The organism is Janthinobacterium kumbetense, from assembly GCF_023703445.1.
GTDB classification, from domain to species: Bacteria; Pseudomonadota; Gammaproteobacteria; order Burkholderiales; family Burkholderiaceae_D; genus Janthinobacterium; species Janthinobacterium kumbetense.
Genome location: NZ_JAMQGR010000004.1, coordinates 49,768 through 65,415, shown reverse-complemented (window position 1 = coordinate 65,415; position 15,648 = coordinate 49,768). Strand labels below are relative to the sequence as shown.

Here is a 15,648-nt window from a genome sequence, read left to right as displayed (position 1 = left end):
TGGCCTCAGCTGGTCAGCACGACGATGTCGGCGCCATCCCACCACACCCACACGCGCTGCTCGCGCTCGAGGCGTGCTGCCTCGTGGCGGGCCGCGTTGGTGCGCGAGACTTTCACCACCGTGCCGCTGTCGAGGCGCACGTGGTAGCTGGTTTCATTGCCAAAATACGCCATGGCGACGATCACGCCCTGGGCACAGTTGTAGCCATGTTCCGCCGGCGACGCGCGCTCCTCCAGGGCGGGAGGCTCGATCTGGATGCCGATTTTTTCGGGGCGCACGGCCACCGAGACATCCATGCCCAGGTTGCCCGTGATGCCATGCGCGACATACTGGCGGCCGTCGGGCGTATCGATGATCACGTGATCCGGTTCGTCTTCCGTGATACGGCCATCGAACAGGTTCACGCTGCCGATGAAGTCGGCCACGAAACGGCAGTTCGGCGTTTCGTAGATTTCGCCGGGCGCGCCCACCTGCAGGATGCGCCCTTCGCTCATGACGGCGATGCGCGTCGCCATGCTCATGGCCTCGTCCTGGTCGTGCGTGACCATCACGCAGGTGACGCCCACCTGCTCGATGATGTTCACCAGTTCCATCTGCGTGCGTTCGCGCAGTTTTTTATCCAGCGCGCCCAACGGCTCGTCGAGCAGCAGCAATTGCGGCCGCTTGGCCAAGCTGCGCGCCAGCGCCACACGCTGCTGCTGGCCGCCCGACAGCTGGTGCGGCTTGCGCTTCGCGTATTGGTCCAACTGCACCAGCGCCAGCATCTGTTCGACGCGCGCCGCCACTTCCGCTTTCGGCAAGCCATCGCGGCGCAGGCCGAAGGCGATGTTGTCCCACACGGACAAATGGGGGAACAGCGCATACGACTGGAACATCATGTTGATGGGACGCTGGTGCGGCGGCATGTCGACGATGCTGTTGCCCGCCAGGGCGATGCGGCCCGACGTCGGCGTCTCGAAACCGGCCAGCATGCGCAGCAGGGTCGACTTGCCGCAACCTGAACTGCCCAGCAGGGCGAAGATCTCGCCCTTGTTGATCGTCACGGAAATATCATTGACGGCGCGCACGCCATCGAATTCCTTGACCAATTGATCAATCAGCAGGAAAGGCGCTGGGGCGTCGCTGGCCGACGCGGCTGGTGTTGCTATCGTCATTATGGGTAGCTTCTGGGTAAGAGGATGTCAAAATGAAAAACTGGCCGCTACAAAGAGCGGCCAGGATGGAAGTTTAGCGGAACTGCCGCGATTCTGGTCCAAAAAATGCGCAGATGGCGGCAAAATGGGGCAAAAACCTACACCCAGCCCTTCGCTTTCACGTCCGCATGGGTCTTGTCCAGGCACACCCGTATCAAGCCCACCATTTCGTCGATCTGCGCGCGCGTCATGACCAGCGGCGGGGCGACGATCATGCGTTCACCCACGGCGCGCATGATGACGCCATTGTCGAACATGTGGCCGCGGCAGATCATGCCCACGCCCTGGTTCTCGTCGAACAGCTCGTTCTCGTGCACGGTGGCGCCCTTCCGACGCACCAGGTTCAGGCCCGCGACCAGGCCACAGCTGTCCGCATAACCGACCAGCGGATGTTCGCCCAGGCTGGCAAAGCACTGTTTCAGGTACGGTCCCGTATCCTCGGCCACCTTGGCCACCAGTTGCTCGTCCTCGATGATGCGGATATTTTCCAGCGCGGCCGCGCAGGCCACGGGGTGGCCTGAATACGTGAAACCGTGCGTGAATTCGCCGCCCTGTTCGATCAGCACCTTGGCCACCCTGTCCCCCACCAGCACGCCGCCCAGCGGCACATAGCCCGAGGTGACACCCTTGGCAAAGGTGATCAGGTCGGGCTTGATGCCGAACAGTTCGGAGCCGAACCAGCGCCCCAGGCGGCCGAATCCGCAGATGACTTCATCGGCGATGAGCAAAATGCCGTACTTGTCGCAGATGCGCTGGATCTCGGGCCAGTAGGTCGATGGCGGGATGATGACGCCGCCGGCGCCCTGTACCGGTTCGCCGATGAAGGCGGCCACCTTGTCCGCGCCGATTTCCAGGATTTTTTCCTCCAGCCAGCCTGCCGCCTTGATACCGAATTCCTCGGGACTCAAGCCGTGACCCGATTCCAGGTAATTCGGCTGGCCGATATGCGCGATACCAGGGATGGGCAAACCGCCCTGCGCATGCATGCCATCCATGCCGCCCAGCGACGCTCCTGCCACCGTGCTGCCGTGATACGCGTTATGGCGGCTGATGATGGTGTGGCGCTCCTTGTGGCCAAGAATGTCCCAGTAGCGGCGCACCATGCGCAAATTCGTGTCGTTGCCCTCGGAGCCGGAGCTGGTGAAGAACACGTGGCCGAACTGCGGCGGCGATATCTGCGCCAGCTTGGCCGCCAGCTGCGCGGCCGGCACGTTCGTCGTGCCAAAGAAGCTGTTATAGAAGGGCAGCGTCTCCATTTGCCGGTACACGGCTTGCGAGATCGACGTGCGGCCATAACCCACGTTCACGCACCACAGGCCCGACATGCCATCGACGATTTTCTTGCCCTGGCTATCCCACAGGTAGACGCCGTCGCCGCGCACCATCACGCGCGCTCCCTTGCTGGCGAGGTCCTGGAAATCGGTGAAAGGGTGCAGGTAGTGGGCCGAGTCCATCTGCTGGATGGCGGCCGTGTCGTACACCTGCGGCGCCGCGTTTTTCTGCGCCACGGAGGCGACCAGGGCGGCGCTGGGCGCCAGCGGATTGTGTGTTGTGCTCATTGCGATCCTTTCCTATACGTGCAGCAGCAGATGTTCGCGCTCCCACGGACTGATGACGGTCATGAATTCCTGGTGCTCGAGGTCCTTGATGGCCGCATACACGTCGATGAAGCGCTCGCCCAGCACCGTGCGCAGCTTGTCTTCCGCGCGCAGCAGCTGCAACGCTTCCGGCAAGCCTTGCGGCAGTTCGAATTTCAAATCATACGCGCTGCCCACCATCATCGGCGTCGCTTCCAGCTGTTCCGTCATGCCCAGGTAGCCGCAGGCCAGGGTCACGGCCAGCGCCAGGTATGGATTCGCGTCGGCACCGATGATGCGGTTTTCCACGCGCCGGTCCTGCACGCCCGACTCGGGCACGCGGAAGCCCACCGTGCGGTTGTCCAGGCCCCACTGGATGTTGATGGGCGCGGCCGTGTGGCGCACGATGCGGCGATAGGAATTCACGTAGGGCGCGACGATGGCCATGGCCGACGGCATGTAGCGCTGCAGGCCCGCGATGTAATGCTTGAAGATAGGCGCAGCCGAACCGTCCTCGTTGCTGAAGATGTTCAGGCCCGTCTTCGCATCGACGACACTCTGGTGCACGTGCATGGCGGAACCCGGTTCGCCCGCCATGGGCTTGGCCATGAAGGTGGCGTACATATCGTGTTTCAGGGCCGCTTCGCGCAGGGTGCGCTTGAAGAAAAACACCTTGTCGGCCAGGCCCAGCGGATCGCCGTGCAGGAAGTTGATTTCCATCTGCCCTGCGCCGATCTCGTGGATTAAGGTGTCGACGTCGAGGTTCATCAGTTCGCAGTAATCGTAGATATCCTCGAACAGCGGGTCGAACTCGTTGACGGCGTCGATGCTGTACACCTGGCGGCTCGTCTCGGCCCTGCCGCTGCGGCCAATCGGCGGCTTCAAGGGCAGGTCCGGGTCCGTGTTTTTCGCCGTCAGGTAGAACTCCAGCTCCGGCGCCACCACGGGTTTCCAGCCCTTGTCCGCATACAGCTTCAGTACACGGCGCAGCACGGAGCGCGGGGCGAAATCAACCAGCATGCCGTCGGCGAAATAGCAATCGTGGATGACTTGCGCAGTAGGATCGGTAGCCCACGGCACCATGGTGATGGTGGTGGGATCGGCCTTCAAAATCATGTCGCGGTCGGTGCTGGAAATAGCGCGGTCGTAGCCGCCGTCGTCGACCGGGTAATTGCCCGTCACCGTCATGCCCAGCACCGCTTCCGGGATGCGCATGCCGCGCTCCTGGGTGAATTTTCCGCGCGGCAGGATCTTCCCCCGCGCCACGCCCGTCAAATCGGGCACCAGGCATTCGATTTCCGTGACGCGCTTTTCATTGAGCCACAAATCCATATCCGTATAGGTGAAATTTTCGCGTATTGCCATGTTTCCCTCTCGTTGGTCTTGCGCTTTTCCTGATTAAGCGCCGCATGGTGCCGGTGCGGCGCACCTGTCATCCTTGCCTGTTATCTTTCCTTTCTGTGCTGCTGTTCCTGGTAATCGCGGCAAGCCTGGCCGAAGGCGCCGAACAGCCGCATGGACTGCGGATTGCCTTCCACCTGCCATTCCGGGTGCCATTGCACGGCCAGGGTAAAACCGGCGGCACTGGCCACGCTATACGCTTCCACCAGGCCGTCATCGGCCAGGGCTTCCACCAGCAAGCCGTCGGCCAGCCGGGCGACGCCCTGGCCATGCAGGGAGTTGACCATCATCTCGCTCTCGCCGCCCAGCAGGCGCGACAACAGGCCGTCGGGCATCAGCTTGATGCGGTGCGCGGGCGCATACTGGCGCCCCAGGGGATCGAGCACGTTCTCCCGGTGGTCTTGCATGCCCGGCACGGCGTGCACGGCCTGGTGCAGGCTGCCGCCAAGGGCCACATTGACTTCCTGGAAGCCGCGGCAGATTGCGAGCAAGGGCAGCTGGCGCGCCAGCGCGGCGCGGATCAGGGGCAAGGTGGTGGCGTCGCGCGCGGGGTCTTGCGGCAGGTCGGGATGCAGGATGTCTTCGCCATACAGGCGCGCGTCGACGTTCGAGGCGGAACCTGTCAGCATGACGCCGTCGGCGATGTGCAGCGCCGCTTCCAGGTCCGCAGCTGCGCCCAGGGCGGGCAGCAGCAGCGGCATGCAGCCGGCGCCGTGCAACACGGCGTGCAGGTATTTGTCCTGCGCCATGTGCCAGGCGTGGCTGCCAAGCTGGCGCTGGCAGGCGGGGACGAGAACGATGGGACGGCGCATAGAGTGCTACCTCGCTGGCGTGACGATCCAATGACAGCCCATGACGGCGCTGCCGCTCGCTTCACTGTACAGCAGAGCCGGCAGGGGCGGCCACACCGATGGCCGTGGCCAGCGGCGGCACACATCGCCTACACTACGGCTTTGCAATATTGCCTTTGTTAAAATCATCATATGCCCGTCCGGCGCCAAATACCAGCGCCACCGGCAAAGTCTTCTTACTTTCCCATGCATCCACACCGTTTTCCAGCCTTTCCAAATACCTGCTCCCCCCTGCGGGAGCAGCCATGAAGCACATGCCATGGCGCGACTTCTTCGCTCTCGTGGTGAGCATCGGCGTGGTGGGCCTGGGCCTGGGCGCCACCATGCCGCTCACCGCGCTGACCCTGCACCAGCGCGGCGTGGGCACGGACATCATCGGCATGATCACGGCCGTCAGCGCCCTCGGCATCCTGGCCGCCTCGCCATTCGTCTCGCGCTGGGTGGGACGCTTCGGCGCGCGCGCCACCATGCTGGGCGCCGTCTGGGTGGCATCGCTGGCGACGATCGCGATGCAGTTCACCGACCATCTGCTGGCGTGGAGCGTACTGCGCTTCCTGTTCGGCGGCGCCATGGGCGTGCTGTTTACCATCGGCGAGGCGTGGGTGAACCGCCTGGCGCCCGATAATTCGCGCGGCCGCGTGGTGGCCATGTACACCACCAGTTTTACTTTCTTTCAGCTGATCGGCCCTGCCCTCGTGGCGCTGTTCAACGACAAGATCAGCTGGAGCTTCGCCGCCTGCGGCCTGCTGTTTTTGCTGGCCGTGCCGGGCCTGATGCTGATCTCGAACAGCGGCCCGGAACGCGAACCGGAAGAACATGGCGTGAAGTGGACCCTGATCCTGCCGCGCATGCCGATGATCGTGCTAGGCGCCGCCTTCTTCGCCCTGTTCGACACGCTGGCATTGAGCTTGCTGCCCCTGTACGCGATGGAGCACGGCATCGGCACGGACCTGGCCCTGCTGTCAGCCACCGTGGTGCTGGTGGGCGACACGGGCCTGCAATTCGTACTCGGATGGATGGCCGACCGCTTCGGCCGCGCCAAAGTGCACGCGGGCTGCGGCGTGGCCGTCTGCCTGCTGCTGCCGCTGCTGCCGTTCGCCGTCGGCACGCCGTGGCTGTGGTGGACCTTGCTGCTGTTGCTGGGCGCGGCGGCGGGCGGCATCTACATGCTGGCGCTGGTGGCGTGCGGCGAGCGGTTTACGGGTCTGTCGCTGACCAGCGCCAGCGCCATCGTCAACGCCACCTGGGGCGTGACCAGCGGCGGCGGCCCCCTGCTGACGGGCGTGCTGATGCAATCGGTGGGCGTGAATGCCCTGCCAGCCGTGATGTGGGTGTGCGCCGCCATTTTCGTGGGCAGCGCCGTGTGGGAACGCCGGAAGGGAATCGTCTAGCGTTTTTTACTTCGTTTCCAGCCGCTGCCGCAGTTCCTCGGCCACCGGATAGTCGGGATACGCCTGCCGGAACGCCGTCCACTCCTCGTGCGCCAATGCGCCTTCGCCCGCCTTGAGCAAGGCGTCGATCTTCACCAGCCACACGGAAGCATCGAGCCTGGCCGGTGGCGGCATCGGCGCAGAGCGGGCCACGACGGGCGCGGGCATGGCCAGCGCCCGCTGCACGGGTGCCTGGCGCTGCATGCTGGCCTCGGCCTGCATGGCCGCTTGCTGCTCCATGGCCTGAGGCATTGTCGTGGCAGGAGGCGGTGGGGCCGGTGGCGCAGGAACCGGTGCCGACATGGGTGCCGGCACTGGCTCGACCTGCACCGGCGGCCTCGGTACCGCCTTGGCCATGGCGCGCGGTGCCGGGGGCGGTGGCGCAGACTCCGTCGCGGGCGCAGCGGCCGGTTCGGACATCACCTCCTGCGTGACCGGCTCCCCCACCACGGGAAATTGCGCCGGCTTCGAGCCGAACCAGTCCACGCCGATCAGGTTGACCGTCAACAGCACGGCCGCCGCCAGTCCCAGCGGAACGCGCCAGCGCTGCAGGTAGTCCGGTGCTTTCTTGGCGGGCAAGGTGCGCAGCACACCATCGGCGCTGTCGTTCGCGGCCGCCGGCTGCTGCAGGGCTTTTTCAGCGTCCGCCAGAATGGCCGCATCGAGCGCGCTGGAAGGCGCGGGCTGCGGCAAACTGGCCAGCAGCGCGTTCAATTCTTCGTCGTGATGATCTTGATGATCTGTACCGTGCGTATTCATGCCTGTCCTCCCGCGCCAGCGGCGCTGTCCAAGCCCGTGCGCAATTTCTGCATGGCGTAGCGCAGCCGGCTCTTGACGGTTTCCGCTTCCGCCCCCGTCACCACGGCGATCTCGAGGATACTCATGCCGCTGAACTGCTGCAGCACCAGCGCTTCCTTCTGCTCGGCCGGCAGCGCGGCGATGGCCGCATGCAGCAGCGCGTGCTGCTGTTTCTGCTCCAGCGACTGCGGCGGCGATGCCCCCTCGTCCGCCAGTTCGCCCACGTCATCGTGTTCCTGGCCTTCCCGCTGGCGCAGCAGGTCGATCAGGCGGTTGCGCGCGATCTGGTACAGATAGGTGCGAAACGCCGCCTGCGGCTGGTAGCCGGCGCGCGCCGCATGCAGGCTGGCCCACGCATCCTGCACGATCTCGTCCACCCACGCGCGGCGCGGCGCGCGCCAGGCCACGAAGCGGTACAGTCCCTGGCTATGGCGCCGATACAATTCGCGAAACGACAGCAGGTCGCCGGCGCTGTAGCGCAGCATCAGGTCTTCATCCGTCGCGGTAATGAGGGTGTCGGGCATGCGAAACAGTGTAGCCGAACTGCGCGGCAGCGGCAATTTCCCTGCTCCTTCAGCGTAAAGTGGACGCAATGGGCGCATAGCTGATGCGGCGCACTTCGCGGATCTGTCCTTCCTTGAGCGCTCCTTCCACCAATTCATAGCCGAGCAAGGCGAAGACCCGCCCCTGCAGGAACAGTGGGCGCGCATTGCCATACCAGTCCACGCAGGACGCGCGGCAACCGTCGTCCGGGGGCTGACCGGGCCGCGCCGCCAGCGCGCCCAGTTCCGTCAATTGCAAGCCGCTGTTGCGTAGGTACAGCACGGAAGCCGATGACTTGTTCAAGCCTGGCCGCTCGTCCCCGCCCAGGATGGGCAGGCCGATCATGCCCTCCCCCGCCGCTTGCGGCTTGTAGAAAAATCCGTGGCTGCGCGACTCGCCCTGCGCCGCATCGGCGCGGATATAGCGCGTGACAATCGCCGCCTGCGCCCCCAGGCGGATGCTGCTGAAATGCAGATCCTTGCCCTGCGCGCCGATCACCACGGCGTCATCGCCCAGCGCCTCGATGCGTTCCACGCCGTGCGGCAGGGACAAGGCTTGCACGCTGCCCCTATCGGCCCAGGGTACGGCATACAGGGGCTGGCGCGGCCAGGCCTGGTCGGCCTTGCGGCGTCCGGGATTGCCCGGATTGCCGTACAACAGATAGGCGCCCACATAGCGGTTCTGCAGCCCGTAGCCGCCACCACCGGGCAGCGCCTTGTAGCTGCTGGCGGGCGCACTGTCGCGGCCATCGGAAAACGACGCCAATGGCACGCGCAGCAGCGCCATGTCGCCCCGCCCCCTTGCGCCATCCCACATGACGTCGCCCTGGCCTTCGGCGCGCAGCAGGACGTTGAGGTGGCCGTCAACGCTTTCCAGGAACGAGAACTGGTCGACGGGCGCGCCAGCCACTTTCAGTGCGCTGGGCGCGCTGCCATCGAGGGGGATGCGGAACACGCCTGAATCGCTGCCGCGCCGCGTCGTCCACACGAAGACGGATTCACCCGACACATAAAACACGCGGCCCTGCGGCCCCATCACGGCCGTCGCTTCGCAGCGCATGTCGCGCTGCGCCAGGTCGCACACGGTGACCGTGTGCAGGGTCAGGCCGGCGCCAGCTTCTGGCTCTTCATCGGTGCGGTAGATGCGCGTGGCCGGCGCGATGCGCTTGAAGTCGGACGGCACGGCGTCGGGGCGCCAGCGGCGCAGCGCAGGGAAGCCGCCGAACGGGTCCTTGCTACGCAAGTTCAGCGACAGGGGCGAATAGAACACCAGTTTGCTGCCGATCAAACGGCTCGCGTAATTGCGCGACGAGTAATAATCGTTGGAACGCAGGTGATAAGTGGCGCGGTAGGCCAGCTTGCCGTCCGCATCGATGTCGAACAGGCCGATCTCCGTGCCGCCGCGGCTGTAGCTGTAGCCGATCACCACCACCGTGTCGCCATCGACCAGCATTTCGTCGTACCAGCTGCCCGACGGGTCGCTGCCGGGCGCGAACGCGTCGAGCGAGGCGACGGGCTGCAGGGCCTTGCCGCCCACCTGCACGGTAAACAGCTTGCCGCGCCTGAGCATCACCAGGTGCCTGCCATGCAGCTTGACGATGCCGCCTTCGTCCACGCCCGCCGTCTGCACATTGGTGACCGATTCCGCCGCTTCAGCCGATGCTGCCGGCGCGGCCTTCGCCACCATCGGCGCGGGAGGAGCCGGCGCTGGTACCGCCATGTACTGCGCCGTGGCGCGCTGCAGTTTCTGTTGTTCCCTTTGCAGTGCCGCCTGGCGCGCCTGCAACTGCTGCAGGTAGCTGCTCAAGGCCTGCTCGCTGGTAAACGGCGCCAGGGTCTTGCGCGGCGCCGTGCCGGCGGCGTGGCAGCCCGCCGACAGCAGCAGGGACAGTATCAATGTGATCTTGAGGGCGCTGGACATCGCTTCTTCTCCGGTTGGCTGGGGTGTCCAACATGAAACGCAGCGGCGGAGAAAAAGGGGTTAAATGCGCGTAAAAATATTCAGGAAGCCAGCGCCCTATTCAAATCCGCGAATCCGGTCGCCATTGAAATTCGGCAGGCGCCACTCGAAGTGCAAAGCCAGGAAGCGGAACAGGAAACCAGCGCCGATGGACGCCAGTTGCGCCACGGAGCTGTCGACCTTGAAGTACAGCAGGCCGACATACAGGCTGCCCGTAAACAGGGCCACGGTGGCATACACTTCGCGCTGCAGCACGAGGGGAATCTGGTTGCACAGGATATCGCGCAGCAGGCCGCCGAAAACGCCCGTGATCATCCCCGCCAGCACGACGATGGCCGGATGCATCTTGGCCGACATGGCGATGTCGCAACCGATCACGCAAAACGCCACCAGGCCCAGTCCATCGACCAGCAGGAAGACGGCGCGCAGATGGTGCAGGTAGCGCGCGACAAAGGCCGTAACGACGGCCGCGCCGATGGTAAACAGCAGGTACTCGGGATGCGCGATCCAGCCCAGCGGATAGTGCCCCAGCAGCACGTCGCGCACCGTGCCGCCGCCGAGCGCCGTGACGGTGCCGATCATGCAGATGCCGAACAAATCCATACCGCGCCGCATGCCCATGATGGCGCCGGACATCGCTTCGGCGACAATCGCCACCAGGTAAATCGTATATAACAGCATGCTATTACTCTTCCGAAAATGATTTGAGAATTTGTTCGCGTTCGCGCGCTTCGCTCAGAGTGCGCGCCTCGTTCGTGCCAGTGCTGGAGCCGCCGTTGCCAGCATCGTCGTGCGCCATGCGTGTATCCGCCCCCAGGCTGCCGCAGCTGACGCTGCTGTGGATAAAGGCAAAGTTATCCTTCAGGCAGTCGCCGGCCAGGTATTCGGCATACACGTAATCGCCGTCGAGCAGGGCCAGGCCTGCCGGTTCGGCCAGCACCTGCTCGCGGCGGCCCTGTACGGCCACCTGCATGTAGTCGCGCCAGACGGGCAGCGCCAGGGTGCCGCCGGTGGCATTGCCCAGGCTCTTGGGCTGGTCGTAGCCGAGCCAGACGACGGAGACGAGGCCCGAGGAATAGCCGGCGAACCAGGCGTCGTAGGCGTTGTTCGAGGTGCCCGTCTTGCCGGCCGCGTCACCGCGTCCCAGCGCCAGCGCGCCACGGCCCGTGCCACTCTTGACGACGTCGCGCAGCATACTGTCCATGACGTAGGCGTTGCGCGTGGAGATGACTTGCGTGCCCGGCGCCGGTTCTCCCTTGGCGCGTGGCGCCGCATCGCTGAACAGCACTTCTCCGCTGCGGCTGCGCACTTCCTTGATCAATTTCGGCGGCATCTGCATGCCGCCATTGGCAAACACGGCATACGATTGCGCCAGCTGCAGCGGCGTGACGGCGCCCGCACCCAGCGCCAGCGGCAAGGAAACGGGATTGCGCGCGCCCTCGAAGCCGAAGCGCGTGGCGTAGTGCTGCACGTAGCCGGGACCGGCCGCCTGCATCAGGCTGACGGCCACCAGGTTTTTCGAGCGCACGAGGCCCCGCCGCACGCTGATGAAGCCTTCATAGTTATTGCCGTAATTGCGCGGACGCCAAGGCTGCGCGCCCGTTTCCTGCGGCAGCAGCAGGCGCTGCGTATCGTCCACGGCCGTGCCGGGGAAATATCCCTTTTCCAGCGCCGCCGAATACACGAAGGGCTTGAAGCTGGAACCGGGCTGGCGGTAGGCTTGCATGGCGTGGTTGTAGTGGTTGCGGTAGAAATCGAAGCCGCCCGCCATGGCGACGATTTCGCCGCTGTGCGCCTCGACAGAAATGAGCGCGCCTTCCATCTCGGGCAACTGGCTCACCAGCCAGCGGTTCTTTGCCGCGTCGTGCATCACGCGGATCACGCTGCCCTCGACGATGGCGCGCTTGCCATCCCACTGCAGCTTGCCGCCCAGGCGCGCATCCGGTGCCGTGAGCACGATCTCGTCGCCATTGCGCAGCTGCGCCTTGACCTGACGCGTGCCGCTTGTCTCCACCTTGCGCACCAGCGCGGCGCGCAATTCGCCGCTGTCCGGATAGGCGGCCAGTTGGCGCGCCACGCTGTCTTCGGAAGCGGCCAGGCGCGCTTCCGGACCACGGTAGCCGCGCCGTGCCTGCGCATTCAATAAACCATCGCGCAGCGACTTGTCGGCCGCCCGCTGCGGCGCCATGCGGATGGTCGTCGTCACGTCCAGGCCCATGCTGTAGGCGCCCTCGGGATAGCTTTGCAGGATCAATTGGCGCGCTTCTTCGACCGCATACGCGGCCGCATGCACGGAGCTGTTGCGGTCCTTGTTCAGCGCCAGTTTTTCCGCCACGGCGGCCGTGTATTCGGCCGGCGTGATGTAACCGAGTTCGCGCATGCGCTGCAGGATATAGTGCTGGCGCACGGTCGCGCGCTGCGGATTGGCGACAGGGTTGTAGGCCGATGGAGCCTTCGGCAAGCCGGCCAGCATGGCTGCTTCGGCGATGCTGACGTCGGCCAGGGGCTTGTCAAAGTAAATGTTCGAGGCGGCGGAAAAGCCGTAGGAGCGTTCGCCCAGGTAAATCTGGTTCATATACAGTTCCAGCAGCTTGTCCTTGCCATAGTGCTGTTCCAGCTTGTAGGCCAGCAGCATCTCCGTCAGCTTGCGCTGCACGGTCTTGTCGCGCGACAGGAAAAAGTCGCGCGCCACCTGCATGGTGATGGTGCTGGCGCCCTGCGCGTGGTGGCCCGTGACGACATTGGCGAGCGTGGCGCGCGTGAGGCCATAGAAATCGACGGCGCCGTGTTCGTAGAAGCGCGCATCCTCGATGGCCAGCAAGGCCTGGCGCATGCGCAGCGGGATCTCCTTCAAAGGCAGGAATTCGCGGCGCTCTTCGCCGTATTCGGCCAGCAGCTCGCCTTCGCTGGAGAAAATGCGCAGCGGCAGCGCGGGCTTGTACTGAGCCAGGTGCTCGACGGCGGGCAAATCCTGCCACGCCTGGCGCAGCCACCAGCCACCAGCCAGGGCTGCGGACAAGCCCAGGCCCAGGGTCAGTCCCAGGCCGAATTTCAGCTTGCGCGCCAGCTTGGATGGCGGCTTGCGCGCCGTGGCGCTGTTTTTGCCGCTGTCCTGCGAGCTGTCTTGCGCCGTATCTTGCGTTTCCATATTGTCATTCCTTTGCTGCCAGGAGGCCCCGCGCAGGCGCGCGGCACTCCATCAAAGAGGTATTGTGCACTGCAACACACCTATCCTTATGAAAAGTAAGTATTATTTAGTATTGATAAATTTTTCTTATGTTAGGCGCGCACCATGGACCTCAATCCCAAGCACACGGAAGCGTTCCGCGCCGTCGTCGAAACGGGCAGCTTCGAACAGGCGGCGCTGCGGCTGCACCTGACGTCGCCCGCCATTTCGCAGCGGGTGCGGGCGCTGGAAAGCCAGCTGGGCAATGCGCTGATCGTGCGCAGCCGTCCCGCACGCGCCACGCGCATGGGCCAGCGGCTGATGCAGTATCTGAAGCGGGCCAAGCTGCTGGAGGCGGACTTGCAGGCGGAACTGGCGGTGCAGCAGGATGCCCCGCTGACCCTGGTGCTGGCGCTGAACGCGGACTCGATGGGCACCTGGTTCTTCCCTGCCCTGTCCGAGGTGCTGATACGCGAGCGCGTGCTGCTGGACCTGACCGTGGAAGACCAGGACCACACGTATACCTTGCTGGAAACGGGCATGGCGATCGGCTGCATCAGCACGGAGCCCAAGCCCATGCGCGGCTGCACGGCCGAGCCGCTGGGCGTGATGCGCTACTGGCTGGTGGCCACGCCCGCGTTCCGCCAGCAGTGGTTCGCGCACGGGCTGACGCGCAAGGCGGCGCGCACGGCGCCCGTCGTCGCCTACACGCGCAAGGACACCCTGCAATCGTCGTTCCTGCAAGAGGCGCTGGGCTTGCCCGAAGGGGCCTATCCCTGCCATTACGTGCCGGGCGCCACCTCGCACTTCAACGCCATCCGCTACGGCCTCGGCTACGGCATGGTGCCCGAGCTGCTGCTGAAAGCGAATACGGATGGCGAGCTGGTCGAAATGCTCACGCCCAAGACCCCGGCCGACGTGGCCCTGTACTGGCACACGTGGAAGGTGCAGTCGCCGCGCCTGGAGCAGCTGTCGCGGCAAATCGTCGCGGCGGCGCGCAGCATGCTGAAATAACTACCGCTGCATGCCCCAGCGCTTGAGAGTCACGCGCTCCAGGCTGCGAAAGCCGATGTTTTCCACCAGCAGACCGATGACGATGACGGCGGCCAGGCCGGCGAACACCTTGTCCGTGTACAGCTCGTTGCGGTTCTGGAAGATATACCAGCCCAGGCCGCCCTGGCCCGACGTGGTGCCGAATACCAGCTCGGCCGCGATCAGGGTGCGCCAGGCAAACGCCCAGCCGATCTTGAGGCCCGAGACAATCGAGGGCAAGGCGCCCGGCACGAGGATGTGCAGCACCAGGCGCAAGCCGTTCAAACCGTAATTGCGGCCCGCCATGCGCAGGGTGTCGGGCACGCCCTGGAAGCCCGCATACGTGTTCAGGGCCAGCGGCCACATCACGGAATGAACGATGACAAAGATCAAACTGGCGCGCCCCAGGCCGAACCACAGCAAGGCCAGCGGCAGCAAGGCGATGGCCGGCAAGGGATTCAACATGGCCGTCAGGGTTTCCAGCACGTCGCGCCCGATGCGGCTGGACACGGCCAGCAAAGTCAGCACGAAGGCGGCCAGCACGCCCACGGCATAGCCCTGCAGCAAGACGACGAGGGACGCGGCCGTACGCGTGAACAATTCGCCGCTGGCGATGCCGCCGATGAATGCCTGCGCCGTCTGCAAAAAACCGGGCAACAATAAATCATTGTGCGTCCAGCGCGCCGCGCCTTCCCACAGCAGGGCCAGGCTGAGCAAAATCAAGGCCTTGCGCCATAGCGCATGCTGGCCCAGGCGCTGCCAGCGCGACAGCGGCCGCTCGACGGTGACGCCGGCCGGCGGCGGCGCCGCATAGACGAATTCCTGGCGGATCGGCGGTTCCAGCAGCGCGCTCATACGGCCTCCCTGTGCGCAGTCTGTGCTGGCGGGACGGCAACGGTTTCCTCATCGAACAGCAAACCATGGATGCGGCTGCTGGCGGCCTGGAATTCCGCGCTGCCGGCGCTGTGCAGGCCGAACTGGTGACTATTGAGTTCGGCGCGCACCCGGCCCGGATGGGGCGACAGCAGCAGGATACGGTTGCCCACGACCAAGGCTTCCTCGATCGAATGCGTGACGAACACGAGCGTAAAACGCAGCTCTTCCCACAAGCGGCTCAGCTCTTCCTGCATCTTGCGCCGCGTCAAGGCGTCGAGGGCGGCAAACGGCTCGTCCATCAGCAGCACTTCCGGCTGCATGGCCAGGGCGCGGGCGATGGCTACCCGCTGTTTCATGCCGCCCGACAAGGTATGCGGATGGGCATCCTCGAAACCGGCCAGGCCCACCTTGGCGATCCAGTGATGGGCGCGCTCGCGGGCCGCCACCTTGTCCAGCCGCTTGCTGGCGAGCAAGGGGAACATGACGTTTTCCAGCACCGTTTTCCATGGCGGCAACTGGTCGAATTCCTGGAATACGACGACACGGTCCGGCCCCGGTTTCTGGATGGGCTGATCCTGCATGGCGATGCTGCCCGCGCGCGGCGCGATGAAGCCGGCCACGGCTTTCAGCAAGGACGATTTGCCGCAGCCGGATGGCCCCAGCAGCACAAAACGGTCGCCGCGGAATACGTCGAAACTGACGTCATGCGTGGCGCGCACGGTGCGCTGTTCGGTCTGATATTCCAGGCTGACATTCTTGACGCTGAGCAAAGGCTGTAAGGCGACTGGCGGACGTACCAGGTGAAAAGCGGGTGCGTTCATG

The 15,648-nt window shown here is 65.0% G+C and carries 13 protein-coding genes; 2 read left to right on the top strand and 11 right to left on the bottom strand.

Annotation, left to right across the window (positions count from 1 at the left end):
• Positions 1-5 precede the first annotated feature (5 nt).
• From NCG91_RS13920 to NCG91_RS13905, 4 genes are all read right to left on the bottom strand, one after another.
• Complete coding sequence (locus NCG91_RS13920; RefSeq protein WP_251350107.1) at positions 6-1,154, bottom strand: ABC transporter ATP-binding protein; 1,149 nt, start codon at positions 1,152-1,154, stop codon at positions 6-8.
• 137 nt (positions 1,155-1,291) lie between these two features.
• Entirely contained in the window at positions 1,292-2,752 is a 1,461-nt protein-coding gene (locus tag NCG91_RS13915) for an aspartate aminotransferase family protein (RefSeq protein WP_285817137.1), read from the bottom strand.
• A 12-nt stretch (positions 2,753-2,764) separates the two neighbouring features.
• Positions 2,765-4,135 (bottom strand): glutamine synthetase family protein, encoded by a 1,371-nt coding sequence (locus NCG91_RS13910; RefSeq protein ID WP_152284186.1) that lies wholly within the window; start codon positions 4,133-4,135, stop codon positions 2,765-2,767.
• Between the two features lie 80 nt (positions 4,136-4,215).
• Positions 4,216-4,983, bottom strand: coding sequence for a gamma-glutamyl-gamma-aminobutyrate hydrolase family protein (locus tag NCG91_RS13905; RefSeq protein ID WP_251350106.1), 768 nt, complete (start codon positions 4,981-4,983; stop codon positions 4,216-4,218).
• Positions 4,984-5,267: 284 nt separating this feature from the next.
• Here NCG91_RS13905 and NCG91_RS13900 point away from each other — a divergent pair, with 284 nt between their 5' ends.
• On the top strand, positions 5,268-6,413 hold the full coding sequence (locus NCG91_RS13900) for an MFS transporter (protein WP_251350105.1): 1,146 nt from the start codon (positions 5,268-5,270) through the stop codon (positions 6,411-6,413).
• 6 nt (positions 6,414-6,419) lie between these two features.
• On the opposite strand, the gene NCG91_RS13895 is transcribed toward NCG91_RS13900, so the two are convergent.
• The 5 genes from NCG91_RS13895 to NCG91_RS13875 all read right to left on the bottom strand — a co-directional run bounded on the left by NCG91_RS13895 (position 6,420) and on the right by NCG91_RS13875 (position 12,900).
• Positions 6,420-7,211 (bottom strand): hypothetical protein, encoded by a 792-nt coding sequence (locus tag NCG91_RS13895; RefSeq protein WP_251350104.1) that lies wholly within the window; start codon positions 7,209-7,211, stop codon positions 6,420-6,422.
• Positions 7,208-7,774 (bottom strand): sigma-70 family RNA polymerase sigma factor, encoded by a 567-nt coding sequence (locus NCG91_RS13890; RefSeq protein WP_251350103.1) that lies wholly within the window; start codon positions 7,772-7,774, stop codon positions 7,208-7,210. The genes NCG91_RS13895 and NCG91_RS13890 overlap by 4 nt, the downstream gene beginning before the upstream one ends.
• A gap of 49 nt (positions 7,775-7,823) precedes the next feature.
• Positions 7,824-9,713, bottom strand: coding sequence for a beta-propeller domain-containing protein (locus tag NCG91_RS13885; RefSeq protein ID WP_251350102.1), 1,890 nt, complete (start codon positions 9,711-9,713; stop codon positions 7,824-7,826).
• A gap of 96 nt (positions 9,714-9,809) precedes the next feature.
• Entirely contained in the window at positions 9,810-10,433 is a 624-nt protein-coding gene (locus NCG91_RS13880) for a trimeric intracellular cation channel family protein (protein WP_099376350.1), read from the bottom strand.
• A 4-nt stretch (positions 10,434-10,437) separates the two neighbouring features.
• Entirely contained in the window at positions 10,438-12,900 is a 2,463-nt protein-coding gene (locus NCG91_RS13875) for a penicillin-binding protein 1A (protein WP_251350101.1), read from the bottom strand.
• A 144-nt stretch (positions 12,901-13,044) separates the two neighbouring features.
• Here NCG91_RS13875 and NCG91_RS13870 point away from each other — a divergent pair, with 144 nt between their 5' ends.
• A complete protein-coding gene (locus NCG91_RS13870; protein WP_099666334.1) occupies positions 13,045-13,932 on the top strand; it encodes an HTH-type transcriptional regulator ArgP in 888 nt (295 codons plus the stop codon).
• Here the strand turns inward: NCG91_RS13870 and NCG91_RS13865 are convergent, their stop codons facing one another.
• Positions 13,933-14,805, bottom strand: coding sequence for an ABC transporter permease (locus tag NCG91_RS13865; protein WP_251350100.1), 873 nt, complete (start codon positions 14,803-14,805; stop codon positions 13,933-13,935).
• Positions 14,802-15,647, bottom strand: a complete 846-nt coding sequence (locus NCG91_RS13860) for an ABC transporter ATP-binding protein (RefSeq protein ID WP_251350099.1) — start codon at positions 15,645-15,647, stop codon at positions 14,802-14,804. The genes NCG91_RS13865 and NCG91_RS13860 overlap by 4 nt, the downstream gene beginning before the upstream one ends.
• Position 15,648: the final 1 nt, after the last annotated feature.